Below are 18,481 nucleotides of genomic sequence, written 5' to 3' on the forward strand. Positions count from 1 at the left end.
CGTACCTCTACACCCCGGCTACACCCAGCCCAGCTGAGCGGCCCGCACCCCCAGCTGGAACCGGCTCGCCGCCCCCAGCCGGTCCTGCAACTCGCTCACCCGTCGCCGCAGCGTCCTGAGGCTCACCCCCAGATGCCGGGCCACCGCCTCGTCCTTCATCCCGGCCGCCAGCAGCCGCGCCAACGTCCGCTCGCCCTCGGAGAGTTCCCCCTCGCCGACGCCCTGGCCGAGTGGCGTCGCCTGCTGCCAGGCCAGGTCGAAGAGCTTCTGCAGCGCATCGGTCACCGCCGAGTGCCGGACGACCACGGAGCAGTAGCCGCCCGCCTCGACCGAGGTCAGCGGAAGCATCGCCCGACGCCCGTCGACCAGCAGCAACTTGACCGGAACCGAGGGCAACACCCGAGCCTGCTCGCCGAGTTCGACCATCTTCCAGGCGTGGAAGAGGACGTCGGGATCCTCCAGGGCGGTCGCCGCGTACACCGTGCGGTACACGATCCCGCGGCTGAGCAGATCGGACTGAAGGTCCAACTGCGGGGTGCGCGGGGCCAGATACGGGGGAGTGTCGAACACACACACCTCGCGCTCGGCCCGCGCGTACAGCTCCTCCAGCCGGGCCGAGTTGGCGCCCTCACCGGAGACCACCTCGACCAGCCGGGACGGGTCCTCTCTGAGCAGCCCCGCCTCGTACGAGGTCGCCATCTCCTCGGCGGTGGCGGCGAGCAGTTCGGACTCCGTCTCCCGCTGCCGGATCAGCGCGCGGATCGCCACCCGCGGGTCGACCGCGCGTAACCCGCCCATGGAGTCCGGCGGTTGCAGCAGACCGAGCGCGAGCAGCCGGTTGCAGGACTCGCGGACCCGGCCCGGAGCGGCGCCGGTCAGCAGCGCCCAGCCGGCCGCGCCCGCATCGGGTTGATGGAGGACCGACTGGTACACCACCTCGTCGAAAGCGGAGACCCCCACCGCGGCCCAGGGGCTCGCGGCAGGGGTCCGCCCCGCAGTGCCATATGCCGTGTTAACCATGACTCGGCACGCTAGAGGATCCTTGTTAAGACCGAGACACAGGCGACGGGAGTTGCTTCAGTAGTTACTTCAGGCCGAACGCCCGCAGCACGGTCTGGTCGATCCCGTTGCCGTGCCGGTCGGCGGCCCGCACCCGCAGCGACACCGTCTCGGCGCCCTTGGCGGCCTTGAACCGCGCTGTGCCGTTCTTGACCTTCACTTCCTTCCAGGAGGCGCCGTCGTCGTAGGAGACCCAGGCCTTCAGGCTGCGCGCCTTCACACTCCCCAGCTGGTCTGAGACCGGCAGCGCGACCTCCAACTCCCCCTTGCGCTCGGCCCGGTTGAGAAGGTCGAGGCCCTTCGGGGCGATACCGACGGTGAGCAGCGGCAGCGCCGTCGAGGCCTCGGTGCGCGCCGAGGCGAAGGTCCACTCGGAGTGCGTACTGGTGGAGTACTTCGCCCAGGCCGCCCGGCGCTGCACATCCAGCTCGAAGCGGTACGAGGCCTTGCCCGCCGGGACATCGAAGATGCCGTACCCGCCGAACGTCGAGTCGCCGACCAACTGCCCGTCCGCGTAGAGCCTGCCCTTCGCGGTGTTGTCGGCGCCGTCGATGTACCCGTAGTGGCCCGGTGTGGAGTCGGTCAACTCCGCCACCGACATGGTGAGTTTGTCGCCGGTGCGCTCGGAGAGGCCGTACTCCTCACTGGTTCCGGGGCGGACGACCTGGCGCAGCCAGTTCTCCGTGGTCTTCTCCGTGCCGGCCTTGGTGAAGGTCTGCAGCGGGCTCCACTGGCCCCTGAACGTATTCCAGTTGGGATAGACGACGTGCCAGGTACGGGTGTCGGGGTCGACGTAGTAGTACTCGTCGCGCTCCGTGCCCAGCTGTGTGTACACGCTGCTCTCGATGGCGAAGAGCTGCCAGGGACGGTAGGTGTACAGGGTGTCCGCGCCGATCTCGCCGGCCGTAGCCCCGTAGTAACGGGCGTGTCGCTTCACCGTGTTGGTCTTGTCCAGCCTGTACGTCTGGTCCGCGGAGATGGAACCGCTCTGCGCGACGAGCAGGTTGTAGACGTACGGACTGACCGGCGTGCCGCTCAGCTTCAGCGTGACCTTCTTGCCGGTCTTCAGCAGGCCGGTGAGTTTCGCGCCCTCCTCGCCGGTGGCGATCATCACCGGGACGGTGGTCGCGCGGTCCACGGCCTCGATCCAGAAACCGGGCTTGTCGCGGTACACGATGAGGTAACCCGCCCCGGCCTTGGTCGCGTTGTCCAGAGCGCTCTGTGCGCGGTCCGTGGCGCCGACCCTGACCACCGCGACCTTGCCCTTGACGTCGAGCCCCGCGAAGTCGGCCTCGGTACCGCCGCCCGCGTCCACCGCCTGGACCTTGTGGTCACCGCTGATCTTCAACGGGAAGTCGTTGTACGTCTGCGAGTAGTAGAGCGAGGACAGCTCGGACTTCTCCGGGCTGGTGACGCTCGCCGTCAACTCCTTCGCGTACAGCCGGAACTTGGCGGAGAACTCCAGGGTGCCCTCGGTGACCTGCTCGGTCGGCGCGACATAGACGTGGTCCGTCCAGAAGCCCTGGCTGTAGGTGAGCCCCCAGGCGCTGCCCGGCCCCTCGCGGTGCCAGTTGGTGCTGAAGCCCTGGAACTCGGAGTCCTGCTTCGTCTTCGGCTTGATCTCCACGGCCTTGCGGGCGTCGAGAACGACCTCGGTGTCCCCGTCGACCTTGATCTCGGGGTTGCCGACGATCGAGGTGCCGACGGTCGCCCCGCCCGCGTCGCGGTCCGGGATCCAGGTCGCTATCGAGTAGGTGCCGGCCGGCACCTGCCAGGTCCAGCCGGTGCCGAGGAAGCCGTAGTCGTTGGGGTAGGCGCCGTTCAGCTCCTGGAGCGTGTAGAGCGACGCGGCGGTGGACGGCCTGCCCTGCCGGTCGACGAGCGAGACCTTGAGGTCGAACGTCTTCGGGGCCTTCTTGAAGCCGACGCCCGTGGTGACCTGGACGCCGTCGGCGGTCGCCGTGATGTGGCCCGTGTACCGGCCCTCGGCCTCCTTCGCCGGGTCGACGCCGACCGGGACGGTGGCGGTGCCCCGCGCGGGCACGGTCAGCGCGCCGGTGCCCAGCGTGACGTCGGCGAGGGACGACGAGATCTTCAACTCCACTGCTTTGTCAGTGGTGTTGGTGTAGGTGATGTCCTTGGTGACGACCCCGGTGTCGCCGTCCTCGAACTTGCCGAAGCTCAGCGCCGAGGTCGCGAAGACGTTCTGCCCGACCGCCCGGACGACATCGACCCGGCCGTCGCCCTGCTCGAACACGGAGTTGTCGGCGTTCGTCTTCGCTGTGCTGGCCAGGGACTGCTTGATCTGCTCGCCCGTCCAGTCCGGATGGGCCTGCGCGACCAGCGCCGCCGCACCCGCGACATGCGGGGTCGCCATCGAAGTACCGTTCGCCGTCGTGTAGTTGGCGTCGACCGGCGTGCCCATGGTGGTGCCCGCGGCACGGGCCGCCGTGATGCTCACGCCCGGCGCGGTGATCTCCGGCTTGACCGCGAAGTCACCGGGGCGCGGGCCTCGGCTGGAGAACGCGGCCAGCTTGTCGGACTTGTCGACCGCGCCCACCGTCAGCGCCGAGTCGGCGATGCCCGGGGTGCCCAAGGTCTGCTCGCCCGGTCCCGCGTTGCCCGCCGCGATCACGAAGAGGGCGCCCGTGGACGCGGACAGCTCGTCGACGGTCTCACTGAGCACGTCGGAGGGGCCGGTCGCCGTACCGCCCAGCGACATGGAGACGATCTTCGCACCGGAGCGCGCCGCCCACTCCATGCCCGCGATGATCCAGGAGGCCTGGCCGCTACCGTCGTTGCCCAGCACCTTGCCGACCAGCAGTTCCGCGCCCGGCGCCACACCCTTGCGCTTGCCTTCCGAGGCCGCGCCCGAACCGACGATCGTGGACGCCACATGGGTGCCGTGGCCATGGCCGTCCTGCACCGCCTGGTCCGGTACGAAGCTCGTCGACCCCGCGATCTTCCCCGCGAGGTCCGGGTGCCCGGCGTCCACGCCCGTGTCCAGGACCGCGACCTTGACGCCCTTGCCGTCGTAGCCCGCCTGCCACACCTCGGGCGCGCCGATCTGCGGCACGCTCACATCGAGGGACGCCTTCACCTGGGCGTCCAGCCACAGCTTGTCGATGCCCTCGCCGAGCTGCCTCGCGGCCTTCGCGGTGGGCTCGGTGCCGAGGGCAGGGGCGATGTCCGCCCAGAACGCGGTCGACTTCTTCGCGCTCAGCGCGGCGCCGTCGATCCCGGGCAGCGCGAGCGTCCGGCGCGCGCCCTCGGGGGTCGCGCTGCCCTTGCTGTACGTGGCGATCACGGGGGTGGCGCCGGTCTTCGCGTCCGAGTAGCCCTGACTCACCAGCTGGGTGACGTTGAACAGGGCGGGGTCCAGGCGGCCCGCCTGGATCAGCGGGATCGCGTCCGCCGGCAGGACGCTGACCTCGCCGTTCTTCTCGCTGGACAGGAAGGTGGCGGCCTCGCGGCCCTTGCCGCGCCGGACGTCGACGGCATTCTTGCCGTCTGCTCCCTTGGTGAGGGAGACGGTGTCGCCGGTGATGAGAGTGACGGTCTGGGTGCTCGTGGCGCCCTGCCGTATGTCGGGCGTGGTGACACTCTGCGGGCTGGTGGCGCCCGGCTCGGTGACCGAGGACACGGAACCGGCGGTCGCGGGCGCGACCGCGCCCGCGACCAGCCCGGCCGCGCCTGCCACGGCCCAGAGGGCATGGAGTCTTCGCATGGGTGGACGTCCTCCCCTGAACGCTGAAAACGCTTCCGGCCTGGTAAGCGGAAGCCAGTGATCAGAGTGGGCGCTGCACGGAAAGGGGCTCAAGGGATTCGTGTGGCCAGGGAGTGCCAATGCCCGGATCGGCCACGGCAGTTGACGGCCGGCGATGCTGTTTCGGCCAAGGTGTCAGACGCTGTCGGGGCGCTTCGATCGACGGTGTCGTACGCGTGGATCGACGGTGTCGTACGCGTGGATCGGTGGTTTCCGTACGCGCCGATCGGGGGTTTCCGTAAGCGTTGACGACGGTTTCCGTACGCGTGGGGGTGGGGTGCCGTCGGGCCGCGCACGCCACGTCCCACGGCTTGGGCTCAGTGGGAACACAGGGTTCCCTCAGCCGACCGGGACAGAATCCGGACATGACTGGCACCCACGGGCTGCGATCCGACCGCGTTCGCGTCCTGATCGTCGACGACGAACCCGCGCTCACCGAAGTGCTGTCCGTGGCCGTCAGACGTCCGCTGCCAGGAGCCGGTAGCCGACGTCGATCGCGTCGAGAGTGAGCAGGTCGGCGTGCCGTTCATGCCAGCGGCCGGTCGCCAGATCGTCCGCCAGCGCGGCCAGACCGGGCGCGAGGGCGTCCTCGCCGGACTGGGCGAGCATCGAGATCCCGGCCCGCACCTGCGGGTCGAGGTAGGCGTGGGGCCGCCGCCAGTAGGCCGCACCGAATCCGTCGGCGCAGTCGTGCGGCACCGGGACGATCTCCTGCCGTGCCCCGCCGAGGAGAGCGGCCAGCCGTTCGATCGGAACGGCGCGGCTGTCGTCGAGGGCGGCTGCCTGCGGAACGTACTCACGGACGAGCCAGAACCGCTCGCGGTAGATCGACTGGTCCCAGGTCAGGACGACGATCCGACGCCGGGCCACCCGACGCAGCTCGGCGAGTCCGGTCTCCAGGTCGGTCCAGTGATGAACGGTCAGCACCGCCATGACGGCGTCGGCGGCGTCGTCGCGCACCGGAAGCCGCTCGGCGACCGCACGCACGACGGGCGCGGTCCCCGGCGGACGCTGTCCGACCATCACCTCGCTGGGCTCGACGGCGAGGACCGTCCCTGGCGGTTCGTAGGAACCGGTTCCAGCCCCGACGTCGATCACGTCGACGGCATCGGCGAGCGCGGCGTGAATGCGCGCGGCGATCCGCGCGTCGGGCCGCCGCGTCCTGCCATAGGTCCCACCGAGCGCGTCGTAGACGGCCATATCTCTGAGTATGCGCACCGGCCGCCTCACCACACCTCGGTGAGCGCACGTCTTCAGATTTCCCTCAGCTTTCGCTCGCAGAGTCGTCACCGCCCGGCACTCCGCCTCGGACGTGCCAACGACGAAGGGAGCCAGCGGAGATGACCGATTCCACCACCGGGGAAATGGAACCGCAGGCGGAACCGCAGCCCGGCGCCGGCCGACGCGCTCACGCCGACCGCCGAGACTTCATGCGCAAGGTCTTCCTCGCCGGCGGCGCCACCGCCGTCGCGACCATGGGCGGCGCCGGTGCCCGGGCCGCGATGGCCGACGACACCACCGCCACGGCGGACGCCACCGCTTCCGCCTCCCCGCGCGGCGCGCCCAGCGGCGGACCGGGCGGCGGGGCCGGCGGGGCGATGCCGACCGAGGGCATCACCGAGGAGTTCTTCGGCCTCACCACCGACGGCAAGCGGATCGACAATCTCTACACGGTCCTGGCCCGTTTACAAGTGGGCCGTACGGCGCTACCTTCCGCCACAGGTGAAGTGGGAGCGCTCCCATAGCGACTCGCGCCCGGTGGACCGGAACCCGTCGGGTGCGGGCCGGGGACGCTCCCGCTTCGCGCATCCGCAACCGCACCCGCAGTGCCTCCACGCACGCACGGTCCGTACACGGAAGGCGGACTCATTCGCCATGTCATCTGTCATGATCACGCCAGATCCGAAATCCAGGTTACGCACCCGAGCCCTCCTCCTCGTCCTCCTGGCCCTACTGGCCACGGTCCCCGCCCTCGGTCTGATCGTCACGACCGGCGGCAAGGCCGAGGCTCACGGCACCCCCATGAAGCCCGGCAGCCGCACCTTCCTGTGCTGGCAGGACGGGCTGACCGACACCGGTGAGATCAAGCCGGTCAACCCGGCCTGCAAGAACGCGCAGCAGGTAAGCGGTACCACGCCGTTCTACAACTGGTTCTCCGTGCTGCGCTCCGACGGCGCGGGCCGCACCCGCGGGTTCGTGCCGGACGGACAGCTGTGCAGTGGCGGAAACACCAACTTCACCGGTTTCAACGCGCCGCGCAGCGACTGGCCGCTCACCCACCTCACCTCGGGCGCGACCGTCGACTTCTCCTACAACGCCTGGGCCGCGCACCCGGGTTGGTTCTACGTCTACGTCACCAAGGACGGCTTCGACCCGACCCAGACCCTCACCTGGGACGACATGGAGGCCCAGCCCTTCCTCTCCGTCGACCACCCGCCGCTCAACGGCAGTCCGGGCACGGTCGAGGCCAACTACTCCTGGACCGGCCAACTCCCGGCCAACAAGTCCGGGCGGCACATCATCTACATGGTCTGGCAGCGTTCTGACAGTGCCGAGACCTTCTACTCCTGCTCCGACATCGTCTTCGACGGGGGAAACGGAGAGGTGACCGGTATCCATGAACCGGGCAACCCGACCGAACCCGTCCCCGGCACGTGCACCGCCACGCGCAGGACGACCAACAGCTGGAACGGCGGGTACCAGTCCGAAGTGACCGTCACCAACTCCGGCGACGTCCCGATGCTCGGCTGGATGGTCGACTGGACGCTGCCCACCGGCCAGTCCGTGGTCAGTCTGTGGAGCGGCAGCGCCACGTACAACGGGCAGGCGGTGATGGTCCACAACGCCGACTGGAACGGCTCGTTGAGTCCGGGCCAGAGTGCGACGTTCGGATACGTCGTCTCCGGTTCGGGCGGTGACAGCGCCACAAGCCTTCCCTGCAGGGTCGGTTGAGCGACAGCCGCTCTGGGCGGACCCGGTGGGCAGCGAGCCGCGTGCCCACCGGGTCCGCGAGCCGGGCCGGCCCCAAGGGGGGAGTGGGGCGGTCCGGGGTGTCCCCGCCCGGGCGGTGCCACGGGTCGGGAGTGCGTACGCGCGACAACGTTGTCTCGATGTCGCGTGCCGACTCTATCGGCTCAACCCGTGTAGTGGCCAACCGAGTTGGCGAGGGTCGGCCGAAAACGCGTTGCCCGGTACTCGCGCGGCCGCGTACCGTCCTCCCCATGGGAACTCTGTGATCGCCCCCCGCCCGACCGCGTAGAGCAAGGCTCCGCCATCGCGCACTGTTTCCGCCGCTGCACACAGCACAGCTGTGGAGCACAGCAACAGCGCGCAGCGCAGTTGTAGAGCATCGCTCCGCCGTCGTGGCGCGCCGATTCCCTTTCGAATCCGTTCCGTCGGCCTTTCTTCGCCTGGCCGAGAACAGGGGCTTCCACATGCGTGCGCCAACCTCTTCGTCGTCCTCGAGCCGATCCCTGCCCGACCGGCGGACGTCGCACTCCCGCACCTCCCACTCCTCACAGCTCGCCCTGCACGGCGTCACCAAGCGCTACGACGACCGCACCGTGCTCGACCAGGTCTCCTTCAACCTCGCCCCCGGCGAGAAGGCCGGCGTCATCGGTGACAACGGGGCCGGAAAATCCACGCTGCTCCGTCTCCTCGCCGGCGACGAGCATCCCGACACGGGGGAGGTCGCCGTGGTCGCGCAGGGCGGAACTGGTTACCTCGCCCAGACTCTGGGCCTGCCCCCGGAGGCCACGGTCCAGGACGCCGTCGACCTGGCGCTCTCCGAGCTGCGCGCGCTCGATGCGGAGCTGCGGCGCGCCGAGGTCTCCTTGTCGGAGGTGGCCGAGGGGGTCGGCCTCGACGAGGCCCTGGCCGGGTACGCCCGGCTGACCGCGCGCTACGAGGCACGCGACGGCTACGGCGCCGACACCCGCGTCGACGCCGCGCTGCACGGTCTCGGACTGCCGGGACTCGCCCGGGAGCGGCGGCTGGGCACGCTCTCCGGCGGTGAGCGGTCACGGCTGGCGCTGGCGGCGACATTGGCGTCCGGTCCGGAGCTGCTGCTGCTCGACGAGCCGACCAACGACCTCGACGACCGGGCGGTCGGGTGGCTCGAGGATCATCTGCGGGCCCACCGTGGAACCGTTGTCGCGGTCACCCACGACCGGGTGTTTCTGGAACGGCTCACCACCACCGTCCTGGAAGTGGACGGCGGCTGTGTAACCCGCCATGGGAACGGTTACGCCGGTTACCTCGCCGCCAAGGCCGCCGAACGCCGTCGGCGGCAGCAGCAGTACGACGAGTGGCGGGTCGAGCTCGACCGCAGCCGTCGGTTGGCCGAATCCAATGTGGCGCGCCTCGACGCCATCCCGCGCAAGATGGCGAAGGCCGGCTTCGGCCATGGCGCGTTCCGCGCACGAGGTCGCGCGCACGGCGCGATGAGCCGGATCCGTAATGCCAAGGAACGTGCCGAGCGGCTCACCGCGAACCCGGTGTCGCCGCCGCCGGACCAGCTGACCTTCGCCGCCCGCATCGACACCGCGGGCCGGACGGGCGAGGGGCCGGCCGCCCTGCTCGACGGCGTGTCCGTCGAAGGCCGGTTGACCCTGCCGGAGCTGCGGCTCGGGGCTGCCGAACGGCTGCTGGTCACCGGCCCCAACGGCGCGGGCAAGAGCACGCTGCTGCGCGTCCTGGCCGGGGAACTGCGGCCGGACAGCGGGACGGTAGCCGTGGCCGGCCGGGTGGGTCACCTGCGCCAGGAGGGGGTGCCGTGGCCACCCGGGCTGACCGTACTGGCGGCGTTCGCCCACGGCCGCCCCGGTGATCGGGATGAGCACGCAGACCGGCTGCTGTCGCTCGGCCTGTTCGAGCCCCGTCAACTCCGGTTGCGTATCGGTGAGTTGTCGTACGGGCAGCGACGGCGGATCGAGCTCGCCCGGCTGGTGAGCGAGCCGGTGGACCTGCTTCTGCTGGACGAGCCCACCAACCACCTCTCGCCCTCCCTGGTCGAGGAGCTGGAGGAGGCGCTGATCAGCTACGCGGGCGCGCTGGTGCTGGTCACCCACGATCGCCGGATGCGCGCGCGGTTCACCGGCTCGCGACTGGAGCTGTGTGAGGGGGCCGTCGCCGTCGGCGAGCCGTGAAACGCGGTGGGCCCCGCGCTCAGTCGACCAACTGGTGTGGCAGCCAATGGAGTTGACGTCTCACCTGCTGGCCCTCGCCGCCCTCGTGCCCGTTGAACGGATACGCGTGGATCTCCTTCCGGGGATCCACGCCCCCGCTCAGCTCTCCGTACCGGTTGAACGCGGCGTACGCCCTAGGCGACGGCCGCTCCGGTGCCGCGTGCGGCACCGATGAGGTCGGTGAGCCCGGCGTCGTCGTACACGGAAATGTCGACGTAAGCGCCTTCCGGGATGTCGAAGTCGTCGACCTCGTAGTCCAGCACCGCCGTGGTCCCGGGCGGGCTGAACGTGCCCAGGTTGTGAGTCGTGCCCCCGGAGGTGTAGCTCACCTTGACGTAGTACGTGTCACCGTCGTTGGCCGTGTCGTACACCCACAGCTTCTCGTCGTTCGGGTGGAACTCCACCTTGCCGACGAACGCCCCGGAGTTGATCAGCTCCATCTTCACGGCATAGCCGCCGGCGTCGTTCGCGAAGTACGTGTTGTCGAACGGGTCGGTCAGGTTGCCGCCGCTGCACGGGCAGTTGTCGGTGTCGTAGTAGTAGGCGTGGAACGTCGGGTTCGGGCTGTACGCCTGGGCCGGAGCCGCCGTGGCGAAGAGGGCCCCCGCCCCGAGCGCCGCCCCCGCGAGCAGTCCGGTGAACCGTCTGGTGATGCTCATAACCGCTTTCCCCCTCCATGACTGACCGCCCGACGCGTCCGCGGGCGGTCTGATGATTTTGGAACACCGGTGACGCCCGGTACAGCAGGCCTTCGCTGTTGGTTACTAGATCATGACAACAACTCGACCTCCGCCAGGCGTGCTTCGCTGTCGAAGACCAGTCGGTAGTGCCCGTAGGCGCCCGGTCGGGCGACGGTGAAGACCCGTGTCTGCCGGTCCCACCGGAACATGTCACCGGAGCCCGATCCCGCCCCCGGCCCTGACGCCGACCCCGAGCCGTTGCGCCGGTCCAGGTCGGTCCACGTCAGTCCGTCGGCGGAGCCCTGCAGGGTCCAACTCCCCGGAGCCTGCGCGTGATCGGCGGACGTCAGCGTGTACTGCACCGCCTTCGCGCCCGCCGTGACCGGCAGGTCCACCGTCCCCGAAACCGTTTCCTGCGTCTCCGACGTGTCGTCGAACAGCGCACCCCCGCCCTCGAGGACGTCCGTGCGTGGCGTCGGCGCCTTGTCGTCCTGAGTGATCGAGACCGGGGCAGCCGTCTTGCCGGATCCCCAGGTCGAGGGCCGCGGCCCCATGTCGAACTCCAGGACCCCGCCCTTCGCGAGGAGCGCGTGGGGGAGCGAAGTCGACGTCCAGGAACGGCCGTTGACCTTCAGCCCCTGCACGTAGACGTTCCTCGCGCTGTTCCTCGGGGCCTTGACCACCAGATCCCTGCCGTTCTCCAGATGCACGGTCGCCTTGGTGAACAGCGGTGAGCCGACCGCGTATTCGCCGCTGCCCATCACCAGCGGGTAGAAGCCGAGCGCGGAGAACAGATACCAGGCCGACTGCTCGCCGTTGTCCTCGTCACCGTGGTAGCCCTGACCGATCGCGCTGCCGGTGTAGAGCCGGGCGAGCACCTCGCGGGCCTTGGCCTGGGTCTTCCAGGGCTGCCTGGCGGCGTCGTACATATAGATCGCGTGATGGGCGACCTGGTTGGAGTGCCCGTACATGCCCATCCGCACGTCTCGGGCCTCCGTCATCTCGTGGATGACCCCGGTGTACGAGCCGGCGAACTCGGGGGAAGCGGTTTCCGGGGTGGCGAAGTAGGCGTCGAGTTTCTTCGCCAGACCGTCGCGGCCGCCGTAGAGGTTGGCCAGACCCCGGCTGTCCTGCGGGGCGGTGAAGGCGTAGCCCCAGCCGTTGGTCTCGGTGTAGTCGTAGCCCCAGACGCGAGGGTCGTAGTCCTCCGAGGGCACACGCCAGTCGCCCTTCTCGTCCTTCCCCTGGAAGAACCCGGCCTTGGTGTCGAAGAGGTGCACATAGCCCTGCGCGCGGTTGAGGAAGTAGTCGGCCTCCTCCTGGTAGCGCTTCTCACCGGTCTGCCGGTACAGGGCCTGGCCCATGCGGGCGATGCCGTAGTCGTTGAGGTAGCCCTCCAGCGCCCATGAGAGGCCCTCGCGCGTGGCCGTGCTCGTGTAGCCGAGGAAGGGGGAGGTCGCCATGCCCTTGCGGCCGACCCCCGGGTCCGGGGGCACCACCGTCGCGTTCTTGAGGGCGGCCTCGTACGCAGCCTTCGCGTCGAAGCCGACGCCCTTGACGAACGCGTCGGCGAAGGCCACGTCCGACGACGTGCCGGTCATCAGGTCCGCGTAGCCGGGTGAGGACCAGCGCGAGGTCCAGCCGCCGTCCTTGTACTGCTGCACGAAGCCGTCGGTCAGCACACCGGCCTGAGTGGGTGTCAGGAGGGCGTAGGCCGGCCAGGTCGTCCGATAGGTGTCCCAGAAACCGTTGTTGACGTACACCTTGCCGTCGACGATCTTCGCGCCGGTGTGGGTCGGGGTGTCCGGGCCCTGCATCGGCGAGAAGGGGGAGGCGTACCGGTACTTCGAACCGACCTTCTCGAAGCCGGAGTTGGGGTACAGGTACAGCCGGTACAGGCTGGAGTACAGCGTGGTCAGCTGATCCTGGCTCGCACCCTCGACCTCCACCGTGCCCAGGAGCTTGTCCCACTGTTGCCGGGCACGCGACCGGACCGTGTCGAAAGCGGTTCCCTCCGGGATTTCCTGGCGGAGGTTGTCACGGGCCTGGTCGATGCTGATGAGCGAGGTCGCCAGCCGCAGGGTGACCGTACGGTCGTCGCCCGCGTCGAAACGCAGGTAACCCTTTACTCCGCTCGACGCCCCGTCCGTCACCGGCGCGTCGAACTCGCCGTACACGAAGAGCCGGGTCGCTCCCGTCGACTGCCCCGACTTCACGTCCGAGTAACCGCTTACGACTCCGGCTTCCTCGTCGAGCGTCAGCCCCGCCTGATCGGTGACGTTGTCGAGGACGACGCTCGCGTCCGCACCGGGGTAGGTGAAGCGCAGGGCGGCCGCGTGGTCGGTCGGCGCCATCTCCGCCGTGAGACCGTTCTCGAAACGCACTCCGTAGTAGTACGGGCGGGCGGTCTCGTTCGCGTGCCGGAACGCCAGCGCCCGGGCCGTCCGCCCGGTGTCCGGGACGCCGGCCGCGGCGGACGGCATCACCTGGAACGTCTGCCGGTCGCCCATCCACGGACTCGGCTCATGACTTGCGCTGAACGCCTGGATCGTCGGCAGATTGTCCGCGTTGTTGGCGCGCGCGTAGTCGTACAGCCAGCCCAGCGAGGACGCGTTCGTCACCGGCGTCCAGAAGTTGAAGCCGTGCGGCACGGCCGTTGCGGGAAACGTGTTTCCACGCGAGAAACTCCCGCTGGAGTTGGTGCCGCGGGTGGTCACCGCGTAGTCGGACAGATGCTCCTTCGCCGCCTCCGGGGCGGCCGTGCGCAGCGCGATGTCGTCCACCCAGCCTCGGAATCGGGCCGGTCCGCCGGGGGAGTCGTAGGCCAGGAGGATCCGGTCGACCGTCTTCCCGGCCGCCACCGCCCCGATCCCCGACACCACGTCGTTCCACTGGTTGACGTACAGCACCTTGGCCGTGCCCTGCCCGCGGGGCGACAGGGGGAAGCCGTACTGATCGCTCGCTCCGAGCCCGCTCAGATACGTGCCGTCCGTGAACGCCAGATCCACGGAAACGTTTGTGGCGGCGTAGTCCCGGTCGCCCTCCGCCATCGCCGGGAAGATCCGGTACGCCAGCTGCGTGCGCGAGCCCACCCGGACGTTCACGTCGAAGACCTTGTTGTACGAGTACGCCCGGCCGGAAGCGGTGTGCCGGCCGGCGTAACGCAGCGCCCGCCGCCCGGTGTAACCGGCGCCGGCCTTCGCGGTCGGCGAGCCGCTCGGGCCGCGGTCGACGACGGTGAGCATGTCCGGCGGGACGGGCCCGTCGCTCCCGCCCGTGCCGAACCGCACATCGGCGAGCTGGAGGATCCCGGCGCCGTGGTTCCCGGTCACCTCCAGCCGGTAGTGCCGGTACTCGGCGGGGGCCGCGACGCCGTACGTGCGGGTCTGGAACCGCTCGGCGAAGGACTCCCCGGAGCGGGTGTCCAGGGGCGTCCAGGCGGTGCCGTCCGTCGAGCCGGAAAGCGTCCAGTCCGCCGGGTCGCGCTCGGCGAAGTCATTGGCCGAGGTGAGTGCGTAACCGCTTACGCGCGCAGGTTCGTCGAGATCGAACTCGACCCACCCGGTGGTGGCGAACGCCAGCCACTTGGTGCTCGCCTCGCCGTCGACGAGGTTCTCCTTCACCTCGCCGCCGGCCGTGTTCTCCGCGCTCGCCCGGACCTCCGTGACCCGGTCGGTGACGTCGCCGGGGAGCCCGCCGCCGTAGCCGCCGTCGACCCCCGAGGCCCGCTTGCCGCCGCCGGGCGTGGTGTCGACCGTGCTCACCCAGTCGGGAGCGCGCTGACTCGCCTCGAAGGACGAGGCGAAGCCCCGACCGGGGAGGTGGACCGGAGACGGCAGCGCCGCCGCAGTCTCCGCCGTGCCGACCGTCGTGATCAGAGCGGCCGTGACCACGACCGCTCGCAACCGTCCGAACCGCTGCATGCGTGAGCACCCTCCCCGCGCGCCGGACAACGCCTCGGACAACGTTGTCCTACTGGTTGCGCAGGAATCAGTAGGGAGCCAAGTGGACAGTGATGTCAAGGATGTTGATTGCGCCAGACGGGGCTCATGTCATGCAATTTTCCGGCAAGGTGCCCACCGGTCCTTCATATTTCCGGGAGGTCTCAACTCGGAAAAGACCAACGGTCAACCTTGCATTCGATCTTGCTCCGTCGGCCAGAAGTGGACTATACCTGTCGGCAATTCATCATCGAAGCGTCGATACGTCCGTCCGTCGAGATCGTCGTAACCGTCGAACCACGTGATCCGCACGACCCTGCTTGACCTGACCGCGGTGCCGGGAAGGATCCGGTGCACCGCCTGAGTCCTGGAGAAGGCGAGGACTTGAGCATGGGATCCCACACCGAGAACAACGGCTCTGAGAACCACGGCTCCGAGATCAACGGCGCTGAGATCAACGACTCCTCGGGTGTCGGCCGTAGAGACCTGATCAAGAGGTCGGCGGCACTCGGCCTGATCTCCGTTCCCACGATGAGCTTTCTGTCCGCCTGCGCGAGCAGTGGCGGGGGCGAGGAGGACAAGGCCGCGGCCGGGAAGAAGACCGCGAAGAACCCCCTCGCGGTCAACGAGACCGCCCAGCTGGAATTCGTCCTGTTCGACGGAGGTTTCGGCAAGGAGTACGCCGAGGACGCCGTGAAGATCTACGAGATGAGCTTCCCGAAGGCGAAGGTGAAGTTCTCGGCCACCCAGAAGATCCAGTCGACGCTTCAGCCCCGCTTCAACCAGGGAACCCCGCCCGACCTGATCGACAACTCCGGCGCCGAGCAGATGGACATGGGCGTCCTGGTCGGCAAGAGCCAGCTGGCCGACCTCACCCCGCTCCTCGACGCCGCCTCCTACGACGACCCGAACAAGAAGGTCCGCGACACGCTGCGCCCCGGCATCGTCGAGATGGGCCAGTTCGACGGCGACCCGGTCTGGATCATGTACTACGCCTATACCGTTTACGGCGTCTGGTACTCGCAGAAGGCCCTGGACTCGCTCGACGCCACGTACCCGGAGACCTGGGACGAGATGCTCGCGGTCTGTGAGAAGGCCAAGAAGAAGGGCATGGCCGGCTGGACGTATGCGGGCAAATACCCGTACTACATCCCCTTCTCGCTGTATCCGATGATCGGCAAGGTGGGTGGCCGTGAGGTCCTCGACGCCATCGACAACCTGGAGCCGAACGCCTGGAAACACCCTGCGGTGAAGGCGTGTTTCGACGCCTACTACGAGCTCTACAAGAAGGGTTACATCCTTCAGGGCACTCCGGGCCTGGACCACATCCAGTCGCAGACCGCGTGGGCCAAGGGCAAGGCCCTGTTCATCCCCAACGGCTCCTGGGTGGAGAACGAGTCGGCGAACGTCATGCCGAAGGACTTCGGCCTGGCCGTTTCGGCGCCCACCGGCATCGACTCCTCCGACAAGATGCCTTTCGGCACCATCTGGGCCTCCGGCGGCGAGCCCTTCGTCATCCCGGCGAAGGCGAAGAACGCGCCGGGCGGAATGGAACAACTGCGCATCATGCTCAGCGAGGCGTCCTCGAAGAACTTCACCTCCAAGGTCAAGTCGCTGACCGCGTACAACGGCGGCACGGACGGCATCACGCTCACCCCGGGACTGAAGTCCGGCGTCGCAGCCCTGGACAAGGCGGGCGACAACGTGGTGAATCCGCGTATGCAGGACTGGTACGTCCAACTGCAGAAAGAGAAGATCGGGGTTTCCGGTCTCGGCGAGATGATGGCCGGCCGACTCACCCCGGCCGAGGCGATCAAGAAGATCCAGGGATACGCCGACGAGGCGGCCAAGGACTCTACGATCAAGCACTACAAACACCAGTGAAGGCAAGTATCACGGCAAAGCGGCCATAAAGCAGGCGAAGCAGCAACATAAGCACCGGAGTGGCGATGCAGCACGGCAAGTACCGGTTCATCGTGGGGTTCCTGGCGCTGCCCCTGGGACTGTACGCGCTCTTCGTGGTATGGCCGTTCATCCAGTCCATCTACTACTCGTTCACGGACTGGACCGGCCTCAGCCCCGAATTCAAGATGGTCGGCCTGGACAATTACCGGAGGATGCTGGACGACGAAATCTTCTGGAAGTCCTTGCAGCACAGCTTGATGTTCGCGATCGTGCTGCCGCTGGTGACGATCAGCCTGGCGCTGTTCTTCGCTTTCATGATCAATGTCGGCGGACGGAGAAGGAAGGGGGGCCCGGCGATCTCCGGCGTCCGGGGCTCTTCCTTCTACAAGATCGTCTACTTCTTTCCGCAGGTGCTCTCGATCGCGATCGTCGCGCTGTTGTTCGCCTTCGCGTACAACCCGGACAGCGGTGCGATCAACTCGTTTCTGCGGGGGATCGGGCTGGACGACATCCAGCCCCTCTGGCTCGGCGACCCGGACCTCGCGCTGTGGTGCGTGATGGCGGTGCTCGTCTGGTCGACGGTCGGGTTCTTCGTGGTCCTGTTCTCGGCGGGCATGGCCTCCATCCCGGCCGACCTGTACGAGGCCGCGCTGCTGGACGGCGCGAGCCGGGCCGCGACGTTCTTCCGCATCACCCTGCCCCTGCTCTGGGACACCGTGCAGTCGGGCTGGGTCTACATGGGCATTCTCGCGCTCGGCGCCGAGTCGTTCGCGGTCGTGCAGATCATGACGACCGGTCCGGGCGGCCCGGACTACTCGACCACCGTCATGGTCCTGTACGTGTACCAGAAGGCGTTCCGTGACGGGCAGGCCGCCTACGCCACCACCATCGGCGTCGCCCTGCTCGTCGTGACGCTGGCCTTCGCCGCGGTCGTGCTGCGACTGGGACGGCGCGAGCGGCTGGAGTACTGACGATGAAGACGACCGAAACCCCCACGCCCCGGCCGGCCGAGTCGGGCTCCGGCGTCCGTGTCATGAAGGTCGACGCGGCCTCGGGAAAGCCGCAGCCGGAGAAGGAAACGGACGGAAAAGTCCTCAACGCCTTTTCCCACGGCATCCTGATCGTCTGGGCGATCATGGTCGTGCTGCCGTTGCTCTGGGCGGTGATGACCTCATTCAAGGACGACAGCTCCATCTTCGGCTCGCCCTGGTCGCTGCCGGACAAGCTGCACTTCGACAACTGGTCACGGGCCTGGACCGAGGCCAACATGAGCGACTACTTCCTCAACACCGTTCTGGTGGTGGGCGGTTCACTCATCGGCACGCTGGTTCTGGGGTCCATGGCGGCCTATGTCCTGGCCCGCTTCGACTTCCCCGGTAACCGGTTCATCTACTTTCTCTTCATCGGCGGCATGAGCTTCCCGATCATGCTGGCGCTGGTCCCGCTGTTCTACGTCGTGAACAACATGGGGCTGCTGAACACCATCCACGGACTGATCCTCGTCTACATCGCCTACTCGCTGCCGTTCACGGTGTTCTTCCTGACGGCCTTCTTCCGCACGCTGCCCACGTCGGTGGCGGAGGCGGCCTTCGTGGACGGCGCCTCGCACAGCCGTACGTTCTTCCAGATCATGCTGCCGATGGCCAAGCCCGGCCTGATCAGCGTCGGCATCTTCAACTTCCTGGGCCAGTGGAACCAGTACATGCTCCCCACGGTCCTGAACACCGACCCCGACAAGCGCGTCCTCACCCAGGGCCTGGTCCAACTGGCGGTCAGCCAGGGTTACAAGGGCGACTGGTCGGGCCTGTTCGCGGGTCTGGTCATGGCGATGCTGCCGGTGCTGGCCGCGTACATCGTCTTCCAGCGGCAGGTGGTGCAGGGCTTGACCGCGGGGGCGATGAAGTAGAGGCGCGTCCGGGGTGGGGGCGGCACGCTCGGCGTGCC

Annotated in this window: 11 protein-coding genes and 1 pseudogene; 6 read left to right on the forward strand and 6 right to left on the reverse strand. The window is 68.4% G+C overall.

All coding sequences use genetic code 11. The features are described 5' to 3' along the window. Positions 1 to 18 precede the first annotated feature (18 nt). The 3 genes from AB0J04_RS21045 to AB0J04_RS21055 form a co-directional block, all read right to left on the reverse strand. Positions 19 to 1,020: a LuxR C-terminal-related transcriptional regulator gene (locus AB0J04_RS21045; protein ID WP_363170039.1), complete on the reverse strand. Its 1,002-nt coding sequence runs from the start codon at positions 1,018 to 1,020 to the stop codon at positions 19 to 21. 64 nt (positions 1,021 to 1,084) lie between these two features. After that, positions 1,085 to 4,786 carry a S8 family serine peptidase gene (locus tag AB0J04_RS21050; RefSeq protein ID WP_363170040.1) on the reverse strand — a complete coding sequence of 1,234 codons (3,702 nt, stop codon included), beginning with the start codon at positions 4,784 to 4,786 and terminating at the stop codon, positions 1,085 to 1,087. A 495-nt stretch (positions 4,787 to 5,281) separates the two neighbouring features. Next, positions 5,282 to 6,025: a methyltransferase domain-containing protein gene (locus tag AB0J04_RS21055; RefSeq protein ID WP_363170041.1), complete on the reverse strand. Its 744-nt coding sequence runs from the start codon at positions 6,023 to 6,025 to the stop codon at positions 5,282 to 5,284. A 140-nt stretch (positions 6,026 to 6,165) separates the two neighbouring features. On the opposite strand from AB0J04_RS21055, the gene AB0J04_RS21060 reads away from it, so the two are divergent. From AB0J04_RS21060 to AB0J04_RS21070, 3 genes are all read left to right on the forward strand, one after another. Next, the gene (locus AB0J04_RS21060; protein ID WP_363170042.1) at positions 6,166 to 6,570 is read left to right on the forward strand and encodes a hypothetical protein; all 405 of its coding nucleotides are present in this window, start codon (positions 6,166 to 6,168) and stop codon (positions 6,568 to 6,570) included. 142 nt (positions 6,571 to 6,712) lie between these two features. Next, entirely contained in the window at positions 6,713 to 7,777 is a 1,065-nt protein-coding gene (locus AB0J04_RS21065) for a lytic polysaccharide monooxygenase (protein WP_363170043.1), read from the forward strand. 482 nt (positions 7,778 to 8,259) lie between these two features. After that, a complete protein-coding gene (locus AB0J04_RS21070) occupies positions 8,260 to 9,972 on the forward strand; it encodes a TlrC/CarA/OleB/SrmB family ABC-F type ribosomal protection protein (RefSeq protein WP_363170044.1) in 1,713 nt (570 codons plus the stop codon). Between the two features lie 19 nt (positions 9,973 to 9,991). Here AB0J04_RS21070 and AB0J04_RS21075 read toward each other — a convergent pair. The 3 genes and pseudogenes from AB0J04_RS21075 to AB0J04_RS21085 all read right to left on the reverse strand — a co-directional run. After that, a pseudogene (locus AB0J04_RS21075) lies at positions 9,992 to 10,156 on the reverse strand (acetylxylan esterase); the annotation flags it as partial. Further along, positions 10,146 to 10,670: a hypothetical protein gene (locus AB0J04_RS21080; protein WP_363170045.1), complete on the reverse strand. Its 525-nt coding sequence runs from the start codon at positions 10,668 to 10,670 to the stop codon at positions 10,146 to 10,148. The gene AB0J04_RS21080 and the pseudogene AB0J04_RS21075, both read right to left, overlap by 11 nt. A gap of 110 nt (positions 10,671 to 10,780) precedes the next feature. Further along, complete coding sequence (locus AB0J04_RS21085; RefSeq protein WP_363170046.1) at positions 10,781 to 14,614, reverse strand: GH92 family glycosyl hydrolase; 3,834 nt, start codon at positions 14,612 to 14,614, stop codon at positions 10,781 to 10,783. A 408-nt stretch (positions 14,615 to 15,022) separates the two neighbouring features. On the opposite strand from AB0J04_RS21085, the gene ngcE reads away from it, so the two are divergent. The 3 genes from ngcE (at position 15,023) to AB0J04_RS21100 (ending at position 18,443) form a co-directional block, all read left to right on the forward strand. Continuing rightward, a complete protein-coding gene (gene ngcE / locus AB0J04_RS21090) occupies positions 15,023 to 16,516 on the forward strand; it encodes an N-acetylglucosamine/diacetylchitobiose ABC transporter substrate-binding protein (RefSeq protein WP_363170047.1) in 1,494 nt (497 codons plus the stop codon). 65 nt (positions 16,517 to 16,581) lie between these two features. Beyond that, a complete protein-coding gene (locus AB0J04_RS21095; protein ID WP_363170048.1) occupies positions 16,582 to 17,508 on the forward strand; it encodes a sugar ABC transporter permease in 927 nt (308 codons plus the stop codon). A gap of 2 nt (positions 17,509 to 17,510) precedes the next feature. Continuing rightward, the gene (locus AB0J04_RS21100; RefSeq protein WP_363170049.1) at positions 17,511 to 18,443 is read left to right on the forward strand and encodes a carbohydrate ABC transporter permease; all 933 of its coding nucleotides are present in this window, start codon (positions 17,511 to 17,513) and stop codon (positions 18,441 to 18,443) included. The last annotated feature ends 38 nt before the right edge of the window (positions 18,444 to 18,481 follow it).

This window comes from Streptomyces sp. NPDC050263 (genome assembly GCF_040655955.1).
Lineage (GTDB): Bacteria > Actinomycetota > Actinomycetes > Streptomycetales > Streptomycetaceae > Streptomyces.

Excerpts from the sequence above, each read along its gene's own strand:
- AB0J04_RS21080 (WP_363170045.1), bottom strand. The coding sequence starts at position 10,670 with ATGAGCATCACCAGACGGTTCACCGGACTGCTCGCGGGGGCGGCGCTC.
- AB0J04_RS21055 (WP_363170041.1), bottom strand. The coding sequence starts at position 6,025 with ATGGCCGTCTACGACGCGCTCGGTGGGACCTATGGCAGGACGCGGCGG.
- ngcE (WP_363170047.1), top strand. The coding sequence starts at position 15,023 with ATGGGATCCCACACCGAGAACAACGGCTCTGAGAACCACGGCTCCGAG.
- AB0J04_RS21100 (WP_363170049.1), top strand. The coding sequence starts at position 17,511 with ATGAAGACGACCGAAACCCCCACGCCCCGGCCGGCCGAGTCGGGCTCC.
- AB0J04_RS21060 (WP_363170042.1), top strand. The coding sequence starts at position 6,166 with ATGACCGATTCCACCACCGGGGAAATGGAACCGCAGGCGGAACCGCAG.
- AB0J04_RS21095 (WP_363170048.1), top strand. The coding sequence starts at position 16,582 with ATGCAGCACGGCAAGTACCGGTTCATCGTGGGGTTCCTGGCGCTGCCC.
- AB0J04_RS21070 (WP_363170044.1), top strand. The coding sequence starts at position 8,260 with ATGCGTGCGCCAACCTCTTCGTCGTCCTCGAGCCGATCCCTGCCCGAC.
- AB0J04_RS21050 (WP_363170040.1), bottom strand. The coding sequence starts at position 4,786 with ATGCGAAGACTCCATGCCCTCTGGGCCGTGGCAGGCGCGGCCGGGCTG.
- AB0J04_RS21045 (WP_363170039.1), bottom strand. The coding sequence starts at position 1,020 with ATGGTTAACACGGCATATGGCACTGCGGGGCGGACCCCTGCCGCGAGC.
- AB0J04_RS21085 (WP_363170046.1), bottom strand. The coding sequence starts at position 14,614 with ATGCAGCGGTTCGGACGGTTGCGAGCGGTCGTGGTCACGGCCGCTCTG.
- AB0J04_RS21065 (WP_363170043.1), top strand. The coding sequence starts at position 6,713 with ATGATCACGCCAGATCCGAAATCCAGGTTACGCACCCGAGCCCTCCTC.